The sequence below is a fragment of the Hydrogenophaga sp. IBVHS1 genome, from assembly GCF_002127265.1.
Classification (GTDB): Bacteria; Pseudomonadota; Gammaproteobacteria; order Burkholderiales; family Burkholderiaceae_C; genus Hydrogenophaga.
Genome location: NZ_NFUU01000002.1, coordinates 263,824 through 283,635, shown reverse-complemented (window position 1 = coordinate 283,635; position 19,812 = coordinate 263,824). Strand labels below are relative to the sequence as shown.

Annotated in this window: 18 protein-coding genes and 1 other RNA gene; 5 read left to right on the top strand and 14 right to left on the bottom strand. The window is 67.2% G+C overall.

Going from position 1 to position 19,812, the window contains the following annotated elements; translation table 11 throughout:
- Positions 1–22 precede the first annotated feature (22 nt).
- Entirely contained in the window at positions 23–1,744 is a 1,722-nt protein-coding gene (locus CAP37_RS16090; RefSeq protein ID WP_086125241.1) for an MBL fold metallo-hydrolase, read from the top strand.
- Positions 1,745–1,967: 223 nt separating this feature from the next.
- Here the strand turns inward: CAP37_RS16090 and CAP37_RS16085 are convergent, their stop codons facing one another.
- Positions 1,968–2,957 (bottom strand): hypothetical protein, encoded by a 990-nt coding sequence (locus tag CAP37_RS16085; protein WP_086125240.1) that lies wholly within the window; start codon positions 2,955–2,957, stop codon positions 1,968–1,970.
- 157 nt (positions 2,958–3,114) lie between these two features.
- Between CAP37_RS16085 and CAP37_RS16080 the strand changes: the two genes are divergently transcribed.
- Positions 3,115–4,203, top strand: a complete 1,089-nt coding sequence (locus CAP37_RS16080; RefSeq protein ID WP_086125239.1) for an alpha/beta fold hydrolase — start codon at positions 3,115–3,117, stop codon at positions 4,201–4,203.
- A 12-nt stretch (positions 4,204–4,215) separates the two neighbouring features.
- On the opposite strand, the gene rnpB is transcribed toward CAP37_RS16080, so the two are convergent.
- From rnpB to CAP37_RS16065, 3 genes are all read right to left on the bottom strand, one after another.
- Positions 4,216–4,565, bottom strand: an RNA gene (gene rnpB / locus CAP37_RS16075) — RNase P RNA component class A.
- Positions 4,566–4,597: 32 nt separating this feature from the next.
- The gene (locus CAP37_RS16070) at positions 4,598–5,959 is read right to left on the bottom strand and encodes an MATE family efflux transporter (protein ID WP_086125238.1); all 1,362 of its coding nucleotides are present in this window, start codon (positions 5,957–5,959) and stop codon (positions 4,598–4,600) included.
- A gap of 27 nt (positions 5,960–5,986) precedes the next feature.
- Complete coding sequence (locus CAP37_RS16065) at positions 5,987–6,562, bottom strand: DUF2239 family protein (protein WP_086125237.1); 576 nt, start codon at positions 6,560–6,562, stop codon at positions 5,987–5,989.
- A 127-nt stretch (positions 6,563–6,689) separates the two neighbouring features.
- On the opposite strand from CAP37_RS16065, the gene CAP37_RS16060 reads away from it, so the two are divergent.
- Positions 6,690–8,555, top strand: coding sequence for an NAD(P)/FAD-dependent oxidoreductase (locus CAP37_RS16060; protein ID WP_086125236.1), 1,866 nt, complete (start codon positions 6,690–6,692; stop codon positions 8,553–8,555).
- Between the two features lie 45 nt (positions 8,556–8,600).
- Positions 8,601–9,356 carry a glycine zipper 2TM domain-containing protein gene (locus CAP37_RS16055; protein WP_373271095.1) on the top strand — a complete coding sequence of 252 codons (756 nt, stop codon included), beginning with the start codon at positions 8,601–8,603 and terminating at the stop codon, positions 9,354–9,356.
- 65 nt (positions 9,357–9,421) lie between these two features.
- On the opposite strand, the gene htpX is transcribed toward CAP37_RS16055, so the two are convergent.
- The 5 genes from htpX to CAP37_RS16030 all read right to left on the bottom strand — a co-directional run bounded on the left by htpX (position 9,422) and on the right by CAP37_RS16030 (position 15,090).
- Entirely contained in the window at positions 9,422–10,291 is an 870-nt protein-coding gene (htpX, locus tag CAP37_RS16050) for a protease HtpX (protein WP_086125235.1), read from the bottom strand.
- 161 nt (positions 10,292–10,452) lie between these two features.
- The gene (locus CAP37_RS16045) at positions 10,453–11,208 is read right to left on the bottom strand and encodes a DUF3025 domain-containing protein (RefSeq protein WP_256927025.1); all 756 of its coding nucleotides are present in this window, start codon (positions 11,206–11,208) and stop codon (positions 10,453–10,455) included.
- Complete coding sequence (gene pyrC / locus CAP37_RS16040) at positions 11,190–12,242, bottom strand: dihydroorotase (protein WP_086125234.1); 1,053 nt, start codon at positions 12,240–12,242, stop codon at positions 11,190–11,192. The genes CAP37_RS16045 and pyrC overlap by 19 nt, the downstream gene beginning before the upstream one ends.
- 12 nt (positions 12,243–12,254) lie before the next feature.
- Positions 12,255–13,181, bottom strand: a complete 927-nt coding sequence (locus CAP37_RS16035) for a LysR substrate-binding domain-containing protein (protein ID WP_086125233.1) — start codon at positions 13,179–13,181, stop codon at positions 12,255–12,257.
- A 61-nt stretch (positions 13,182–13,242) separates the two neighbouring features.
- Positions 13,243–15,090, bottom strand: a complete 1,848-nt coding sequence (locus CAP37_RS16030; protein ID WP_086125232.1) for an ABC transporter ATP-binding protein/permease — start codon at positions 15,088–15,090, stop codon at positions 13,243–13,245.
- Between the two features lie 37 nt (positions 15,091–15,127).
- Here CAP37_RS16030 and CAP37_RS16025 point away from each other — a divergent pair, with 37 nt between their 5' ends.
- Positions 15,128–15,568, top strand: coding sequence for an acyl-CoA thioesterase (locus CAP37_RS16025; protein ID WP_086125231.1), 441 nt, complete (start codon positions 15,128–15,130; stop codon positions 15,566–15,568).
- 7 nt (positions 15,569–15,575) lie between these two features.
- Here CAP37_RS16025 and CAP37_RS16020 read toward each other — a convergent pair whose 3' ends face one another.
- The 5 genes from CAP37_RS16020 to CAP37_RS16005 are packed head-to-tail and all read right to left on the bottom strand — an operon-like array spanning position 15,576 to position 19,735.
- The gene (locus tag CAP37_RS16020) at positions 15,576–16,313 is read right to left on the bottom strand and encodes a type 1 glutamine amidotransferase (RefSeq protein ID WP_179190254.1); all 738 of its coding nucleotides are present in this window, start codon (positions 16,311–16,313) and stop codon (positions 15,576–15,578) included.
- Positions 16,314–16,323: 10 nt separating this feature from the next.
- On the bottom strand, positions 16,324–17,163 hold the full coding sequence (locus CAP37_RS21745) for a hypothetical protein (protein ID WP_179190253.1): 840 nt from the start codon (positions 17,161–17,163) through the stop codon (positions 16,324–16,326).
- A gap of 9 nt (positions 17,164–17,172) precedes the next feature.
- The gene (locus tag CAP37_RS16015; RefSeq protein ID WP_086125229.1) at positions 17,173–17,964 is read right to left on the bottom strand and encodes a crotonase/enoyl-CoA hydratase family protein; all 792 of its coding nucleotides are present in this window, start codon (positions 17,962–17,964) and stop codon (positions 17,173–17,175) included.
- Positions 17,961–18,335 (bottom strand): hypothetical protein, encoded by a 375-nt coding sequence (locus tag CAP37_RS16010; RefSeq protein WP_086125228.1) that lies wholly within the window; start codon positions 18,333–18,335, stop codon positions 17,961–17,963. Before CAP37_RS16010 ends, CAP37_RS16015 begins: the two co-directional genes overlap by 4 nt.
- On the bottom strand, positions 18,332–19,735 hold the full coding sequence (locus CAP37_RS16005) for an acyclic terpene utilization AtuA family protein (protein ID WP_086125564.1): 1,404 nt from the start codon (positions 19,733–19,735) through the stop codon (positions 18,332–18,334). Before CAP37_RS16005 ends, CAP37_RS16010 begins: the two co-directional genes overlap by 4 nt.
- Positions 19,736–19,812: the final 77 nt, after the last annotated feature.

Sequence of the window (19,812 nt, the reverse complement as noted above, 5' to 3'; positions counted from 1 at the left end):
ACACTTGCCGCAAAATGCGGAAATGGTCCGACCCACCCAACTCCTGCACCCACCCCGCCCGAGCGTTCCCGTTCGCCCCGCCGCCACCGTGCTGCTGCTGCGCGACAGCACCGACGCCGCCAACCCCGGCATCGAGGTGCTGATGACGCGTCGATCGATGACGGCCAGTTTTGCACCGGGCGCCTACGTGTTCCCCGGCGGTGGCATCGACGCGGCCGACGCGCAGGCGCACGCCATCGCCTCGCGCCGTCCTACCCAGAGCGACCTGCACCTCACGCAGGCGATTGCGGCCATTCGCGAAAGTTTTGAAGAACTGGGCGTGCTGCTGGCGCACCGGGCCGATGGCACACCGGTGGACGACAGCGACATCGCCACGCTCGACCGCAAGGCTCCGTTTGCCGCGCAATGCCAGGCCAGGGGACTCACGCTGGACGGTGCCGGTGTGTTCGTGCTGGCGCACTGGATCACCGACCGCGACCTGCCGCGCCGTTTCGACGTGCCTTTCCTCGTGGCGCGCATGCCCGAGGGCCAGGCCCCGGTGGCCGATGAAGCCGAGCAGTTCGAGCCTTGCTGGGTGCGCCCGGCCGACGCGCTGGAACGCCACAAGGCCGGTGGTTTCTTCATCATCTTCCCCACCATCCGCACGCTGGAGCGGCTGCAGGCCTATGCGGATGTGCAGGGAGTGCTGGACGCCTGTGCCGAAAATGACGAACCGCTGTGGACCAGCTGCCCACGCGCAGGCCTCACGCATGGCGCCGAGTCGCGCCACATGGAACACGAGGCGCCCTTCGGTGAACTCGCCATGGTCTGCCCTGACGGCCAGATCGTGCACACGCTGGACTGGCAGCACGATCAGCCGGTGCAACTGCTCAAGAACGTGCAACGCCTGACCGCGCCCAACCCCGGCTACATGACAGGACCCGGCACCAACAGCTACATCGTGGGCGATCCGGCCAGCGGCCATGTGGTGATCGACCCCGGCCCCGACGAGCCCGAGCACATCGAACGCCTGTGGCGCGCGACCGGTGGCCGCATCAACGCCATCGTGTGCACCCATTCGCACCCCGACCATTCCCCCGGTGCACCCCGCCTGCAGGCCCTGTGCACCGACGCGGGCCTGGCCCGGCCACCCATCCTGGGTCTGCCCAGTGCCGCCACCGCGCGCGAGAACAGCCGTTTCTCGCCCGAGCGCTCGCTTTCGGATGGCGAGCAGATCATGCTGGTGGGGCAAGCGGGGCACGGCATGGTGTCGCACACGCTGGAGGTGCTGCACACGCCGGGCCACGCCGCCAACCACCTGTGCCTCGCGCTGGTAGAAGACGGCCTGCTCTTCACCGGTGACCACATCTTGAACGGCAGCACCACGGTGATCGACCCACCCGACGGCAACATGGGCGCCTACCTCGATTCGCTCGACAAGCTCGACGCGGCCTGCGTGCGGCACGGCATCGAATTCATATTGCCCGCGCACGGCTATGTGCTTGGCGATCTGCGGCGAAGCGAAAACAACCCTTCGGCGCCCGCGGAAGGTGGCGCACGCGCCGCGATCGCGCAACTCAAGGCGCACCGCTTGAAGCGCGAAGCGAAAGTGGCCCGCGCGCTGCAAGCCCTGCCCGAAGGTTCGCCCGACGACTGGGTAGAGCTCGCTTACGACGATGTACCCGAACGCCTGTGGCCGGTGGCCAAGCGCTCGCTCATGGCGCATGTGGAACGCATCCAGAGCCTGGGCGGCTTCAACCTCTGACCGCCATCGAGGCCCGACATGCCCAAGTCCACCAACCGGTACTCCCAATTCGCCAAGGCCGCTTCCCACTTCTGAGGGCGGCCCTGCGTCTTCACGCTGGCGGCCGCGCTCATCGGGGTCTGGCTGAAGAGGGGCGGCACCGACACCGACAGCCCGGAAGCCTGACGTTGCATCCTGCCCTCGCAACTTCCTCGCCACGCAGGTCAGCCACGCGCTTGAGGCCTCAGTGCACCGTGGCTCTCATCGCGTTCATCGCCTCCGCGCGCGCCGGTACCGCGTAGCTCAGCGGCGCCAGCGCGGCCTGGATGCGTGCCATCTGCGCTGAACTCACCAGTCTGCCCAGCAGTGTCTGGAAGCGCGGCTCCAGGGTGCCGGAAACGATGTACTGCCAGCGGTAGGCCTTCAGCACCGTGGCGTTCATCTGCTCGGCGCGCTCGCTGTGTCCGGCCATTCCGATGGTTGTCAAAAAGTACGTCGCATCGGCCTGGGCCTGCGCCTGCAGGATGCCGTCGACGCCGCCGACCAGTGCGATCAGGTCGTCCACCGCCGCATCGCGTTCTGCTTCGGACGCCAGTCTGGCGTCTTCACGTTGCCATTCCAGCTCGTCGATGATCGCGTGCTGCGATTCCTCCTTCCAGTGGAACAGGAACACATCCTTGAAGAGCGGCGACAGGTCTGGCGCGGCGTCGATGCTGGCGCGGTAGTGCGCCTGCGAGAACAGCTCGATGTGGCAGGTCAGCGCCAGCACGGCCCAGGTGCACTTGCCCAGCACGAAGGCGGCCACATCGTTGGCTGACACGTCGAAGCGGTAGCCCGCCGGCATGTCGGCGCCCACCAGCAACTCGATGCGGCGGAACAGCTCCTGGTGTTTCAGCTCCTCGTCGGTGAAGCGCACCAGGGCTTCCAGCGCGGTCTGGTCGCCAAGCCAGTGGTCGCGGCTCACCTCCAGCATCTTCGCGCCGATGAAGCGCTCGACCACGCCGAACATGTTGGCGTAGGTGCGGCCCTGCACCTGACTCAGGAAGCGGTGCTCGGCCGGGCTCAGGAAGGCCAATTCGTCGGCCAGCGACAGCCCGTCGGGCAGGAAGGTGTGGTCCAGATCGAAGCTGCGGCCGCGGATCACATCGTGATCGATGTCCCAGCGGATGCGTTTCGAGACTTCGATGGTCCTCGCGTAGCGAGAGATGTCCAGGGGAATGGCTTGGGTTTCCATGGTGTTTCCTTTCGGGTGGGATCCGTCGTGTCGACGTGAGCCAAGGATTCACCGGTGCGAGCGCCGGCGCATGAGGCGGATGTCCCGCATCCCTCAGCGGGGGAGATCGCAGGCTCCATGGCATGGGACGGACGACCCAGGCGCGAGACAATCGCGCATGCCCGCTGTTCAGCGTCCGCCCTCGAACCCGCGTCAGAGCCTGCGCTTCTGCACCGCGACCGATGGCACGCGCATCGCGATCGCGTCGATCGGCTCTGGCCCGCCGCTGCTGCGTGCCGCGCACTGGCTGAGCCATGTCGAGCACGACCTGCACAGCCCGGTCTGGCGACCCTGGCTGGCCGAACTCGCCCGCGACCACTACTACATCCGCTACGACCAGCGCGGCTGCGGCCTGTCCGACAGCTCGGTGGCCGACTTCTCGCTCGACGCCTGGGTCGGCGACCTCGAAGCCGTGGTCGACAGCCTGGGCCTGCGCCGCTTCCCGCTGATCGGCATGTCGCAAGGCGGCGCAGTGGCGATCGCCTACGCGGTGCGCCACCCCGACAAAGTGTCGCACCTCGTCCTGCCCGGCGCCTACGCGCGCGGCGCACTGCAACGCGCCACCAGCGACGCCGAGCGGCTGGAAGCCGAGACCCTGGTCAACCTGATTCGCCTGGGCTGGGGGCGCGACAACGCGGCCTTCCGCCAGGTGTTCACCAACCAGTTCATCCCAGGCGGCACGCCAGCGCAGCACCAGTGGTGGAACGAACTGGAGCGCCTGACCGCCAGCCCCGAGAACGCTGCCCGCACGCTCGATGCGTTCCACCGCGTCGACGTGACCGACCTGGCGCGCCAGTTGCGCGTGCCCACGCTGGTGCTGCATGCGCGTGGCGATGCGCGCGTGCCGTTCGACGAAGGGCTGCGGCTGGCCGCGCTGATCCCGGGGGCTCGCTTCGTGCCGCTGGACAGCGACAACCACGTGCTGCTGGACACCGAGCCGGCGTGGTCCACTTTCCTGGCGGAGCTGCGTGCCTTTCTGGGCACCGCGAAGGTCGATGCGGCCGAAGACGCCGGCGGTGCGGCGCTGACGCTGGCCGAGCGCGAGGTCTTGCACCTCGTGGCCCTTGGCCTGGACAACCCCGCCATCGCGCAGCGGTTGAACAAGAGCGAGAAGACGGTGCGCAACCAGGTGTCGAGCATCTTCGACAAGCTGGGCGTGCGCACGCGGGCGGAGGCGATCGTGTACGTGCGCGATCGGCAGCCCTGAGTGGCAGAAAAAGTGTGAAGCGCACCGTTACGCCGGATTCTGTGCATCCGGATTGCTCCGGATGTGACCGCCATTCATCTGGGCCGGGGGTCACCCCCCGGCTCGGTGCTACCTACCCGCCAGCTCCGCGGAACCACGTCAACGCTGGCCTATTTGGTATTGCTGCGCGTAGAGATTGCCCGTTTCACCCGAACTGAATCGGCTCGTCTCTGTTGCTCTGATCCTCACCTTAGGGCCCATCGAGCGAACTCTCAGAGCTTGTCGGTGGAGAGGTGTTACCTCCTACGCTGTCCTGTGCAGTCCGGACGTTCCTCCAGCACTCCCTTTCGGGGTATCGTGCCAGCGACGGCCTGGTGCGCTTCACCGCGCGATTATCCCCTGCGTTCGGAATCGCTCAGACGAGGCGCTCGATCTTGCGGTGGCGCCACACCAGCCGGTAGTAGGCCGTCTGCAGCACGAGCATGGCCACATAGGCCACCGGAAATGCCACCCACACACCCGGCAAGCCCATGTAGGCGTCGAGCGCGTAGGCCGCAGGGAGCTGGATGCCAAGGATGCAGAAGATGGAGATCGCCATGGGGACGAGCACCACGCCACTGGCGCGCATGATGCCGCCCACCACCGCCTGGAAGCCGAAGGCCAGGATGCTCCACAGCATGATGTGGAGCAATTGCTCGGCCTGCACGCGCACCCCGGGCTCGGTGAGGAACAGGCCCAGCAGGCTGTGCGAGAGCGCATAACCCAGCAGCACCAGGCCGCCGGTGAGCGCCGCATTGAGCCACAGCCCGGTGCGCAGGATCGCGCCCAGGCGGTCGACCCGGCCCGCTCCGATGGACTGCGCCGCCAGGATCGACGCCGTGATGGCAATCGACAGTGCCGGGAACTGCACGTAGTTCACGATCTGCGTGACCGCGCCATACGCTGCCGTGGCCTGAGAGCCGTGGCCGTTCACCAGCGCCAGGATCACCAGCTCCGACAGGGAAATCACCACCATCTGCAAGCCCGTGGGCAGACCGATGCGCATCACTTTGGCGAGGATGGCGCGGTCCAGCTTCAAGGCGGCCAGCAACTCGCGGTCGAACGCCAGCACGTGACGCAGGCGGCGCAGCCGCCACACCAGAAAACCCAGCGCCACGGCGTAGGACACCAGCCCCGCGTAGGCCGCACTTTGAATGCCCAGCGGCGGCAGACCCAGCCAGCCCTTGATAAGCGCCGGCGTGAGCAGCAAGCCCAGCGTGGTCGACAGCAGCAACGCCAGCAGCGGCGACACGGTGTCGCTCACGCCGCGCAGCAACTGGGTGAACAGAATGAACACCAGCAGCAGCGGCATGATGAGCAGCACCACGCGGGCGTAGGCCACGGCGTCGTCGATCACATCCAGCGGCGTGCCCAGCGCCTGCATGGCAGGGCGCGCCACCAGCAAGCCCAGCCCAGCCGCGACGAGGCCGATCAAGCCACCCAGCACCAGTGCGGTGCCCGCAATGGCTTTCACCTTGTGCGGTTCGCGCGCACCCCAGGCCTGGCCGATCAACACCGACGCGCCCGCGCCGATGCCGATCACGAGCGAAATGAAGAAGAAAACGATCGGGAACATGCCCGAGACCGCCGCCAGCGCGTGCGTGCCCAGCATCTGGCCGATATAGATGCCATTGATCGTGCCCGACAGCCCCTGCAGGATATTGGACAACACCATGGGCAGGAGAAAAACGAGGTAGACGCGCCAGAGCGGGCGCTGGACAGGGTGCTGCGGGACCATGTGATTCCAGAAAAGAAACGTTGAACGTCAGACCGCGAGTGCGAAGGCGTCTCGGGCCAGCCAGGACAGATGCGCCTGCACGTCGGGTGGCCAGTCTGCGATGCGCTGAGCAAAGGCTTCGGCGTCCTGGGCGAAGAGCGCGCGCGACGCTTCCTCAAAGCCCGCGAAACCGCCCGCAATGGCGCTCATGAAGCGGTAAGCCCGCTCCTTGGCGATCCGCTGGCCATCGCGATCCCCATGGACGCGACGGGCTTCCTCGACCAGGCGCCGCAACGCTGCTGACGCGCCACCGGGTTGTTGCGCCAGCCATTCCCAGTGGCGCGGCAACAGGGTCACCTCGCGCGCCACCACGCCCATGCGCGGCCGCCCGACTTGCGGCCCGGTCGCCGGCACTGGGGGGGAGGCCGCTCTGCTGGGCAACTCGGGGTAACCCGGTGGCCAGGGATGATCGACCTGCGCACCGGTGGCGTCGTCGAAGACCAGCACCCCACCGGCGGAGGGGTCGAGCGAAGCGAGGGTTTTCGCGACGGCTTCATAGGTGCCGAAGGCCACGCGGCGCGCGCCCAGGAAGGCGGTGCAGGAAGGGGAGCTGGAGGCAGTCATGCGCTGAATTATACCCGGGTTTATTATTTTTACCCGGGTTATTTAGAGGCACCGCCTGGATCGACCAGGCATTGGCGACAATACGCGGCCTCCGTCATCTGCTTGATCAACACAAGCCCCACGACACATGATCCGACTCTCCGAACTCAAGCTGCCGCTGGCCGACGTGCCAGCGGAACACCGCCGCGCTGCCGACGCACCCGCCGAGACCGACCTCGACCGCGAACCGCCACCGCACCCCGTGGACGCGCTGACGAAACTGGCGGCTGCCGCCCTGGGCATCGACAGACAAGCCATTGCGGAACTGCAGGTTTTCAAACGCAGTTTCGACGCGCGCAAGGCGGACCTGCTGGCGGTCTACATCGTCGATGTGGCGCTGGGCGACCCGGCGCAGGAAGCCACGTTGCTGGCGCAACACGCGGGCAAGCCGCATGTGCAACCCACACCCGACATGGCATGGCACCCGCCCGGGCGCGCGCCTGCGAACTGGCCGACCGACGAAGCCGATCGGCCCGTGGTGGTGGGGCTCGGACCCTGCGGCCTGTTCGCCGCGCTGGCACTGGCACAGATGGGGCTGAAGCCGATCGTGCTCGAGCGCGGCAAGCCGGTGCGCGAACGCACCAAAGACACCTGGGGCCTGTGGCGCCGCCATGTGCTCAACCCCGAAAGCAATGTGCAGTATGGCGAAGGGGGTGCCGGGCTGTTTTCCGACGGCAAGCTCTACAGCCAGATCAAAGACCCGCGTTTTCTGGGCCGCAAGGTCATGCACGAGTTTGTTGAAGCCGGCGCGCCACCCGAAATTCTTTACACCGCGCACCCGCACATTGGCACCTTCAAGCTGGTGCGCGTGGTCGAGGCCATGCGCGAGAAGATCGTTGCGCTCGGCGGTGAGATCCGCTTCCAGCACCAGGTACAGGGATTCGAGCTGGCTCCCGAAGGTGCGGCGCAACGCGTGGCCGCGCTGAGCGTGAAGCGCCTGGACACCGGCGAATCGTTCAAGCTGGCGGCGCGGCGCGTGGTGCTGGCGCCAGGCCACAGCTCGCGCGACACCTTTGCGCAGCTGTGGGACGCGGGCGTGTTCATGGAAGCCAAGCCGTTCTCGGTGGGCTTTCGCATCGAGCACCCGCAGGGCTTGATCGACCGCGCGCGCTGGGGCCGACACGCCGGGCACCCGCTGCTGGGCGCAGCCGACTACAAGCTGGTGCACCACGCAAAGAACGGGCGCACGGTCTACAGCTTCTGCATGTGCCCGGGCGGCATGGTGGTGGCCGCCACCTCCGAGCCCGGCCGCGTGGTGACCAACGGCATGAGCCAGTACTCGCGCAACGAGCGCAACGCCAACGCGGGCCTGGTGGTGGGCATCGAGCCCGCCGATTTCCCGTTGACTTTTCCACAGGATCAGCCGCTCTGGGCCGCTGCGTTCGGCGAGGTGGATGGTTCACGCTACGCCGACCAGGCCCGCACACTGGCACGACAGGGCACGACACACCCCCTGGCCGGCATCGTGCTGCAGCGAACGCTCGAGGCCCGCGCCTACCAGCTCGGCGGCAACAACTACAACGCGCCCGGGCAACTGGTGGGGGATTTCCTGAAACAGCAGGCCTCCAGCGCGCTCGGCGCCGTGGAGCCGTCGTACCAGCCGGGGGTGAACCTTGGCGATCTGGCGCCCGCCCTGCCCGCCTACGCCATCGAGGCCATGCGCGAGGCGTTGCCGGTGTTCGGCCGCAAGATCCGGGGCTACGACATGGCAGACGCCGTGCTCACCGGAGTGGAAACCCGCACTTCATCGCCGCTGCGCATCACGCGCGGCGCCGACCACCAGAGCCTGAACACGCGCGGCCTCTACCCGGCCGGCGAAGGCGCCGGCTATGCGGGGGGCATTCTTTCGGCTGGCGTGGACGGCCTGAAGGTGGCGGAAGCGCTGGCGTGTGACCTGCTGGGCATTTCTCACGAAGCTGCAACGAATATTTACAAAGAGCGCATGCCGGCTTGACACAGCGGGCGCAGAGTTCAGACTACCCCCATCAGGAGTTCCCCCATGAAAACCCCCGCTCTGATTCCCGTGATGACCGGCCTGCTTGCCTTGGCCGGCAGTGGCCTCGCACAGGCTCAGGAAGAACAAGGCCGCGTCATCAGCAGCACGCCGGTGATCCAGCAAGTGGCCGTGCCACGTGAGGTCTGCAGCGATGAAAGCGTGACCTACCAGGGCCAGAAGTCTGGCGCCGGCGCGCTCATCGGCGGCATCGCCGGCGGCGCCATGGGCAATGCCATCGGCAACGGCAGCGGCCGAGCCGCCGCCACGGTGATCGGCCTGATCGGTGGCGCCATCGTCGGCAACCGCGTCGAAGGCCCCGGTCAGCCCCAGACCGAAACCTACCGCCAGTGCAGCACGCAGACCTACTACGAAAACCGCCCGGTTTCCTACGACGTGGTCTACGAATACGCTGGCCGCCAGTACCGCGTGCAGATGCCGCAGGACCCTGGCCGCTTTGTGCGCCTGAACGTGACGCCGGCAGACGCCATGCCACCCCCGCCACCGGTCGTGACCTACCCGGCTTATCGCCCGCAGGTGCAATACGTGGAGCCCACCACCCGCATCACCATCGGCACGCAGTACTACCCCTACGGCGGACAAGCCGTGGTGCCGATCCATGGTTACCGTTGGGGCCCGGGCTATTACGACCCGCGCCGCGACGATGGCCGGCGCCATGACCGCCACGACCACCGCGACAACAACCGCTGGGACAACCACCGCGGCAACAACAACGACAACCGCTGGGACCGGCAACGCTGAGAGGCGAAATCCCCAAGAAAAAAAGCGACCCGAGGGTCGCTTTTTCTTTGTTCCGCCGACGGTGTTCAGCTCTTTTGCAGTGCCGCGATCCGTTCCTCGATCGGCGGGTGCGTCGAGAACAGCTTGCCCAGGCCACCCGTGATGCCCAGCGCCTGCATGGTCTTCGGCAGCTCACCGGGGGTGAGGCCACCCAGGCGGGCCAGCGCGTTGATCATGGGTTGCTTGCGGCCCATCAGGCCGGCGGCGCCCGCGTCGGCGCGGAACTCGCGCTGGCGGCTGAACCAGGCCACTATGATGGCCGCGAGGAAACCGAGCACGATGTCCATCACGATGGTGGTGATCATGTAGCCGATGCCTGGACCGGAGTTGCTGTCGCTGCCACGGCGCAGGAAGGCGTCGACCGCGTAGCCGATGAGGCGGCTGAGGAACACCACAAAGGTGTTCATCACGCCCTGGATCAGCGTCATGGTGACCATGTCGCCATTGGCCACGTGCGCCACTTCGTGGCCAATCACGGCCTCGACTTCCTCTTTCGTCATGTTCTGCAGCAGACCGGTGGACACCGCCACCAGCGCCGAGTTCTTGAACGCACCCGTGGCGAACGCGTTGGGCGCGCCTTCAAAGATGGCGACCTCGGGCATGCCGATGCCGGCCTTGTCGGCAAAGCGGCGCACGGTTTCCACGATCCAGGCCTCGTCGGCCGTTTGCGGCTGGTTGATCACGCGCGCGCCGGTGCTGAACTTGGCCATGGGCTTGCTGATCAGCAGCGAGATGATGGCGCCACCAAAACCGATGACGAGCGAGAACCCGGCCAGCGCCGTCATGTTCAGCCCGTTGGCTGTGAGAAACCGGTCCACGCCCAGGATGCGGGTGGTGATCAACAGCACCGCCATGACGGCGAAGTTGGTCAGAACAAACAGCAGGATGCGCTTCATGTTTTCTCCGTTGTTGCAGCGGCGGTGGGTCGCCGGCTGCGCTTCTGATCCTTCCGGATCATCCAGGTTCCCGATGCTTCGGGGGTGTCGGCACCAGGTGCAGCCCCCTTCGGGACGGCGCATGATACCGAGAAACCAGTATGGGGCCACGGGCCCGGAAATCAAGCGCGCGGCGGCCGGAACACGGACGGATCGTCATAGAAACCGGGGGCTTCATTCGCAGGCCACCAACCGGGCACTCCCAGCACCGGCAGCGGCGTGAACGGCTTGCACGCCAGGGTCGGCGCATCCAGCCGGTCGGCCAGCCAGGCGTCCCACCTGGCCAGTTCATCGCCCAGCAAGAGAGGAACCGGCTCGCGGAACACGTGCGCGGTGATGGACTTGTACGGCGCCACCAGTTTGTCCATCAGCGCATGGCCGAAGAGCACCAGCCGGGCCTCTGCCCACAGCGCGCGGTGCGTGACGAACAGCGCCCGCCAGTCGCGCGCCAGCAGCGCTTGCCAGATCGCATCGGGCGCTTGCAGCAGCGCGGCGTTTTCGTCGAAAAGCGTGAGGGCGTCGCGCACCGCTCCGCGCACGGCGCCCACGCCCACCGCCCCGATCTCCGCCGCCTGCAGGCGATTCAAGCGCTGTTTGGCGAGCGGGAAGCGCAGCCAGCACAGGCCGTTGAGAAAGTCGTGCAGGTTCTCGCGGGTGGGCACCTGAGCAGTGTCGAAAATGAACTGCTCGTAGGCCACGCCGGGCGGCAGTGCTTCTTGCGGGACGAAACGCACCGGGCAAGCGGGTTGGGCGCCGAGCGCGTGTGGCAGCGGTTGGCCCCGGTCGATGGCGAGCGACACCGCCTTGCCGTGGTGCGCCAGCGGCGCGAGCCACGGCGCGTTCCAGTCGATCCGGGGCGTCAGGCCACCAGCCTCCACGGCAGCGCCTCGCCGCCGCGCAGCGGTTTCAGATCCGCCTGGCCGAAGCGGAAGCTCTCGGGTGTGGTCCAGCTTTCGCGCTGGAGGGTGATGGTGCCGGTGTTGCGCGGCAGGCCGTAGAAGGCCGGGCCGTGGACGCTGGCGAAGCCTTCGAGCTGGTGAAGCGCGTTGACCGAATCGAAGGCCTCGGCGTACATCTCGATGGCGGCGTGCGCGGTGTAGCAGCCAGCGCAGCCCATGGCGTGCTCCTTCAGGTGCGCCGGGTGCGGCGCGCTGTCGGTGCCCAGGAAGAAGCGGTCGCTGCCGCTGGTGGCCGCAGCCAGCAGGGCCTGGCGGTGCGTCTCGCGCTTGAGCACGGGCAGGCAGTAGTAGTGCGGACGGATACCGCCGGTGAAGATGGCGTTGCGGTTGAACAGCAGGTGGTGCGCGGTGAGCGTGGCGGCGGTGAATCGACCCGCTTCGCTCACGTACTGCGCGGCCTCCTTCGTGGTGATGTGCTCTATCACGATCTTCAACTCCGGAAAATCGAGCCGCAGCGGAATGAGCTGTTCTTCGATGAACACGGCCTCGCGGTCGAACAGGTCGATGTCGGGCGAAGTGACTTCCCCGTGCACCAGCAGCAGCAGGCCGGCGCGCTGCATGGCTTCCAGCGTCTTGTACGTCTTGCGGATGTCTGTCACGCCGGCATCGCTGTTGGTGGTGGCGCCTGCCGGGTAAAGCTTCAGGGCCACCACGCCCGCGTCCTTCGCCCGCGCGATCTCGTCGGGCGGCAGGTTGTCGGTGAGGTAGAGCGTCATCAGCGGCTCGAAACTCAAGCCGGCCGGCACGGCGGCACGGATTCGGTCGCGGTAAGCGATGGCCTGCGCCGCCGTGGTCACCGGCGGCTTGAGGTTGGGCATGATGATCGCGCGGCCGAATTGCGCGGCGGTGTGCGGCACCACGGTGGCGAGCGCATCGCCGTCGCGCACATGCAGGTGCCAGTCGTCGGGGCGCGTGAGGGTGAGGCTATCGAGCGGGGTTCGAGGGGCGTTCATGCCCCGATTGTCTCAAACCGCCGGCGTGCCCAGGCTCTCGCCAAGCCGGTCCCAGAACACCTGCACCGCCCGCTTGCCTTTTTGCGCGTCCAGCGGCCGCGCGCGGTAGATGCGGATGTCCAGCGACGTCTCCAGCCCGTCGCCCGCCGAAACCAGCTTGCGCGCGGCCACTTCGTTGCGCACCGCGCTGGCGGGCAAAAAGGCGATGCCGTGGCCCTCGAGCGCCATCGCCTTCAGGCCTTCGGCCATGTCGGTTTCGTACAGGCGGTCCAGGTGCATGGGCGTGCTGCTCTGCTTGAGCATCTGGTCGACCGCGCGGCCGAGGTAAGCGCCCGGGGCATAGGCCAGGTAAGGCTGCGGGTGGCCCGCGGTGCCCGGCAGCGCGTACATGGGCGCGCCCTTGGGCGTGGGTTTCACATAGGGCGCGAGCAGTTCCTTGCCCAAGGGCAGCATTTCGTAACGGGCGGCGTCGAGCTGAATGGGCTGCGCGGCATGGTCGTAGGCGATGAGCAGATCGCAACTGCCCTCCACCAGCCGCATCACCGCGTCATGCACGTTGAGGGCGATGAGCCGGCTCTTGATCGGACCGCAGGTTTCGCGCAAGCCCGAGAGCCAGGACGGAAAGAAAGTGAACGCCAGCGTGTGCGGCACGGCAAACTCGATCACGTCCTGCGCTGCGGCGGTGTGCGCGCGGAGCATGGCGCGTGTGCTTTGCAGCGCCTGCAGCATCTCCAGCGCCTGGTCGTACAGCGTCTGGCCGGCCGGCGTGAGGCGTGTGGGGTAGGAAGACCGGTCCACCAGATCGGTGCCGGCCCAGGCTTCGAGCGACTGAATTCGGCGGGAGAAGGCCGGCTGGGTGACGTGGCGCAGCTGCGCCGATCGGCTAAAGCTTCGGGTTTCCGCAAGACTCACGAAGTCTTCAAGCCATTTGGTTTCCATGGGGCGCGATTATGGAGCGGCGCTGGGGGGCGAACGGGTGGGAGTTACACCAGCCCTCCGTTCAATCAGCCCCGCTCTGCTGCAGCGCCCACATCCCCGCATACACGCCATCACGAGCCACCAGATCTGCATGCGCTCCGCGCTCCACGATCTCGCCGTTCACCAGCACCAGGATTTCGTGCGCGTCCACCACGGTGGACAGGCGGTGCGCGATCACCAGCGTGGTCTTGTTGCGCGCTGCGGTCTTCAGTTCGGCCTGAATGGCGCGTTCGTTGGCCGAATCGAGCGCCGAGGTGGCTTCATCGAAGATGACGATGGGTGGGTTCTTGAGCAGCGTGCGCGCAATCGCCACGCGCTGCTTTTCACCGCCCGAGAGCTTCAGACCGCGTTCGCCCACCATGGTGCGGTAGCCCAGCGGCAGGCGTTCGATGAAGCTGTGAATGTGCGCGGCCTGCGCCGCCTGCACCGCCGCCTCGTGCCCGGCGTCCGGGCGGCCGTAGAGGATGTTGTATTCGATGGTGTCGTTGAACAGCACGGTGTCCTGCGGCACGATACCGATGGCCTGGCGAAGGCTCGATTGCGTGACCGCCTTGATGTCCTGGCCATCCAGCGTGATGCGGCCGCCCTCGTCCGCATTGCTCACGTCGTAGAAGCGGTACAAAAGCCTTGCCAGCGTGCTCTTGCCGGAGCCCGATGGCCCCACCACGGCCACCGTTTTGCCGGGCGGAATCTCGAAGCTGATGCCGTGCAGGATTTCGCGCGCCGGCTCGTAGGAGAAATGCACGTTCTCGAAGCGCACCGCCGGCGGGCCTGCCAGGGCCAGTGCTTGCGCGCCCGGCTCGTCGGCCACTTCGCGTTCCTTCTCCAGCAACACGAACATCTTGTCCAGGTCGGTCAGGCTTTGCTTGATCTCGCGGTAGAGCACCCCCAGGAAGCCCAGCGGAATGTAGAGCTGGATCATGAAGGCGTTGACCATCACAAGGTCGCCCAGCGTGAGCTCACCACTGACCACGCCCTGCGTGGCGCGGTACAGCATGAGCACCAGCGCCACGGCGATCACCAGTTGCTGCCCCGCGTTGAGCATGGACAGCGTGGTCTGGCTCTTGATGCGGGCGCGGCGAAGTTTTTCCAGCGCCTCGTCGTAGCGCCGCGCTTCAAAGGTTTCGTTGTTGAAATACTTCACGGTCTCGTAGTTCAGCAGCGAGTCGATGGCGCGGCTCTGGCTGGTGGATTCGAGCTCGTTCATCTGCCGGCGGAACTGCGTGCGCCACTCGGTCACGATCACCGTAAAGGTGACGTACAGCACCAGCGCCACCAGCGTGATCCACACATAGCCCATGTCGAACTGCGTGCCTAGCAGCGTCAGCACCATGGCCACCTCGATCAGCGTGGGGATGATGCTGTAGAGCGAATAGGAAATGAGCGACTGCACGCCGCGCGTACCGCGTTCGATGTCGCGCGTCATGCCACCGGTCTGGCGTTCCAGGTGAAAGCGCAGGCTCAGCGCATGCAGGTGGCCGAACACCTGCAGCGCGATGCTGCGCGTGGCGCCTTCGGTGGCCTTGGCAAACACGAGTTCGCGCAGTTCGGTGAACACGCTGGTGGACAAACGCAGCAGGCCATAGGCCAGCAGCAGGCTCAGCGGCACCACCAGAAGCGCTTCCGCGCTGCCCGGTTTGATGGTCATGGCATCCACCAGCTGCTTGAGCAGCAGCGGTACGCTCACGTTGGCCATCTTGGCCGCCACCATGAAGGCCAGCGCCAGCACCACGCGCACCTTGTATTGCCAGAGGTAGGGCAACAGGCGCTTGAGGGTGGCCCAGTCGGACCGTGGAGCCGCCTTCGAATTGGGCGCGCCGGGGCTAGCGGGCAAGGCGATGGCGGGTTGGGCGGAGGAATCGGGGCGCATGCAGGAGAATGGAGATCGTCGTCCAGAGATTGTGCCCATGTCACTCGAATCAAGCCCGAACCCCGAAACCACCCTGCCGAAAGACCGGGAACTGGTGCTCAAGGTCATTCCCATGCCAGCCGACTGCAACGCCAACGGCGACATCTTCGGGGGCTGGGTCATGGCGCAGGTCGACCTGGCCGGTGCCGTGCTGCCGGCCCGTTACGTGCGCGGGCGCATGGCCACCGTGGCGGTGAACCAGTTCATCTTCAAGCAACCAGTGCGCGTGGGCGACATCCTGAGCTTCTTCGCCCACGTCACGCGCGTGGGGCGCACCTCCATCACGGTGCAGGTGGAGGTGTACGCCGAGCGTTTCCTCTCGCAGGGGCAGTACGTGAAGGTCACCGAAGCCAGCCTGACCTACGTGGCGATCGACCTGGAAGGCAAACCCCGGCCCATTCCGCGCGACGGTTTGAACCTGCCGGGCCTGGCGGGTTGATCTCCCGTCAGCCGGTCCAGCGGGAGCGCCAGGTGGCGTAGATGCGGTCGGCCAGCGCCTGGCTGCCGGCCTGATGGCGCGGCGTGGCGGCGTTCATGGAAGCGGGGTCCTGCACGCTGTCCGGGAAGCGTGGCACGTTCGCCCGGTAGGCCTCACCCGGCTGGTCCAGCCAGATGGCGATCTTCTGCGGCGTGATCTCGATGTGAAACTGCATGCCCAGGTGCGGGCCGATGGCAAACGCCTGGTGCGCGCAAGCTGGCGATGAGGCCAGCAGCTCGGCGCCCGGCGGCAGGTCGACAAATCCATCCTGGTGCCATTGGTACACCGTGTGCGCGGTCTCGGCGCCAAACCACGCGAGCGCCGCCGCACTGCCCGTGTGCGCGATCGGCCACCAGCCTACTTCGGGCCGGGGCAACGGCCGCACGCTCCCACCCAGAGCCCGCGCCAGCAGCTGGCCGCCCAGGCAATGGCCGATCACCGGAATGCCCAGCGCGTCGGCCTCTCGAATCAGCGCCTCGGCCTGACGCAGCGTGGGCCGGTCGTCGTTGGCGCCCCACGCGCCGCCCAGCACCGCCAGCCCCCGGTAGCCGCGCAGGCTCGGCGGATAGGTTTCCCCGGCCTCGGCGCAGCGCACATGCCACGCGATGCCCTGAGCATCGAGCCACTCGCCCAGATAGCCGGGGCCGTCCTCGTTCAGGTGTTGCAGGACGAGGACATCAGCAGGTTCGGAATCGAGGGCGCGCATGCACCCGATCCTAATAGCGGCCGCCGCGCACAAAGCGCGCGATGCCCGCCGCCGTTTCGGCCTCCTGTTCGATGAAACCGTGCGGGGACCGACCTTCGCAGGCGTCAACGCTGGAAAGGTGGGCGCCACCCGGCCCGCCCGTGACCGTGACGACCTGCTCGCGCACGCCCTGTGTGCGCGCCGTGATTCGCTCCATGAGCGCAGCCGGCGACCGGATGCAGGCATCCGCCGCGTGGCCCATCACCAGCAAGGGCTGGCGGATGTTCTCCAGCGGCAGATCGAAAACCGAGTGCGCCACCCACGGTTTGCGCGCGCCCAGCTGACCGGACACCACCGACGAAGACAGCACCACACCATCGGGCGCGGCTTCACCGGTGAGCCGAGAGGCGGCATTCACCGCCGAGATCGCCCCCCGGCTGGTGCCCAGCACCCACACCGCGCCCCGCGTTTTCGCCCGCACATCGGCAATGACTCGGCCAAGGTCTTGCGCGTGGCGGGCATCGACGCGGTAACCCCCCAGACCGTCCTCGCCGTGAAAGCCCGTGGGCGCGTCCACCAGCGCGGTGCCGAAGCCGGCCGCCTGAAAAAGGTGCATCGAGCGGACCAGCCAGTTGCCCTTGAGCCGGAGCGCGCAGCCCTGCGCGTCCAGCTTCGGGTAACCGTCACCACCCGGCAGCAGCAGAAAGGTGACAGGCGCCGCAGTGCCCGAAGGTGGCTGAAAGGCATAGCGCTGTGTGCTGCCCGGTTGCGCATCGATGAGCACCACCTCGCCACACCCACCGGGTGCGGGCTGCGCCTGTGCCAAGCCCACAGCGGCAAGCAGACCCGCAAGAAGCCACGCGCGCTTCATCGTGCGCCCTCAGAACTTCCCGTGACGCCCCTGCCCGGCAGCAAAGCGCCGTGCGCCTTCCAGTGCATCGGGAATGCGCTCGCGCCCGCGCACCCATTCCTGGTGCAGCGCTTCACCCAGCGGCAAATCCCACTGCCGCAATGCGCTCTCGCGGTCGGCGCGCATGGTGGCCTGGGGAAAGGCGGCGATCTGCCGCGCGAGCGCAATGGCAGCCTCGCGCGCCTGGCCGGTGGGCACCACGCGGTTGGCCAGGCCCATCTGCAGTGCCTCTGACGCTTCCACCTTGCGGCCGGTAAGAATCAGGTCCATCGCGTGCCCCATGCCGATCAGGCGCGGCAGGCGCACCGTGCCGCCGTCGATCAGCGGCACGCCGAAGCGGCGGCAGTAGACGCCGAAGTACGCGTCTTCTTCCACCACGCGCATGTCGCACCAAAGCGCAAGCTCCATGCCGCCGGCCACGGCCGCGCCGCTGACGGCGGCGATCACGGGTTTGGAGAGCTGCAGCCGAGACGGCCCCATGGGGCCGAGCGGGCGGGTGTCGTCGGCATCGAAATCGAGATCGAGCCCACCGGTGTCGCCCGACTCGGACAGGCGCGCGCCGTACTGCAGATCCCAGCCCGCGCAGAAGTGACCGTGCGCGCCGTGGAACACCGCCACCTTCGCGGCGGCGTCGTCTTCAAAGGCAAGGAAGGTGTCGTGCAGGGTTCGGGCGGTCGGGCTGTCGACCGCGTTGCGGACCTCGGGGCGGTTGAGGGTGACCACCCAGACATCGCCCAATTTCTCTGTCGTCACGGCATTCATGGCCACACCCCCACACGCGGCTGGTTCATGGCTTCGTTCACTTCGTCCTGTGTCACATCGATCTCCATTCGCAACAGCGCGCCCGCCATCGCCTTGCCCAGGTTGTCCAGCCGCAGGTTGCGCGCACCACCGCCTTGCAGCGCGCCGCGCAGCACGAACTTCAGCGCCAGGATGTTGGGCAGCGGCCAGGCGTCCACCTCGCCGGGCAACCAGGGCGCGAAATGGGCCTGCACACGCTCGGCGGTAACTTCGCGCACGAGCAAACGGTAGCCGGCTTCGTTCCACGCGAACAGGCCGAAGTCGACCCAGTCGGCCTTGTCGCCGCTGCGGGCGTGGGCAATGCGCACCAGTGGAATGCGCAGGGAGCTCATGCTGCCGCTCCCAACACGTCGACCTTCACGCCGGCTTCCACATCGGCACGTGGAATCAGCGTCGGCCAGATGCCCAGCAGTTCGCTGGTGTTGTGCAAGCCCGTGAAACCGCAGGTGTAGGCCGGCCCGCTCAGGCCCATCCAGGGAAACAGGCGGCCAAAGCCATCAGCTGCGGCCTTGTCGGGTGTGCGCAGCACCAGCCGTGTCCAGATCTCGTTGCTCTGGTTCAACGCGTCGGCTGCGGGCAACGGTGCCAGCGCGCCGTGCGCCGAGTTCAGCCCCGGGTACTCCACGTACAGCTCGTCGTGTGGGATGCGTTTGTCTTTCAACAGGGTGCGGATGGTGCTCTGCGCAGCCTGCGCCTTGTCCCAGGCATCGGGCCACGAGAACCCCCAGGTGACCTCGGCCTTGTACCCATCGCGAAAACCCGCCACCACCTTGAGCGTGTCGGTGGGCGCGGTGCCGCGCGCACCGGTGAGCCGCACGCGATCGTCACCCTCGTCCTTCAACTGAATGCCGCCCATGTCGAGCACCACGTCCGGCGAAAAGTAGGCGTGCGGGTTGTGCACTTCGTACAGCAGCTGCTGGCGCACGGTGTCGAAGTTCACGCGCCCGCCCGTGCCCGGCGCCTTGGTGATGAGCGCACTGCCGTCTTCCCACACTTCCGCGATCGGGTAGCCGATGTGCGCGAGGTCCGGAATGGCCTGCCAGGCGCCCTGGCTGCCGAAGTTGCCGCCGCTGCCCTGGCCCGAGCATTCCAGCAAGTGGCCCACGGTGAGGCCTTGCGCCAGCCGGTCCAGGTCTTCGCTGCGCGTGGCGCCATCGAGTTTCCAGCCCAGGCCGTGCACCAGCGGGCCGAGGAGCAGCGCCGCATCGGCCACACGGCCGGTGATCACGATGTCGGCGCCCTCGTCCAGCGCCTGCACGATCGGCCGCGCACCGAGGTAGGCGTTGCCGAACACCAGGCGGCTGCGCACCTGCGCCACCGGTTCATCGGTGAACAGGTGGGCGAAGTCGCCGGCTGGCGCGGCTTCGTCCTGCAGGCGAGGCAACACGTCGTCGCCACTCACCACCGCCACGCGCGCCTTCCAGCCCTTAAGGGCATAGGCCGCCAGCACCGCCTGCGCCGCGCCGTGCGGGTTCAGGCCACCGGCGTTGCACACAAAGCGCACGCCGCGCTCGCGCATGAGCGGCCAGAGCTTCATGAGCATGGGCACCACGTCGCGCGCGTAACCCAGCGCCGGGTCGCGCTGCCGGTCTTTCTGCAGGATCGCCAGGGTGAGTTCGGCCAGGTGGTCGCTGGCAATGAACTGCACACCACCGCGCTCGATGCTCGCGGCCACAGGCTCCCAGTTGTCGCCGTAGAACCCGAGGCCGGCGCCGATTCGAATGGATTTCATGGTGGACTTCATCTTGATGGCGCGTCCGCGACTCCCGATGGGGGACAACCCCTAGCGGCAGTCTCATGCAAGACAGC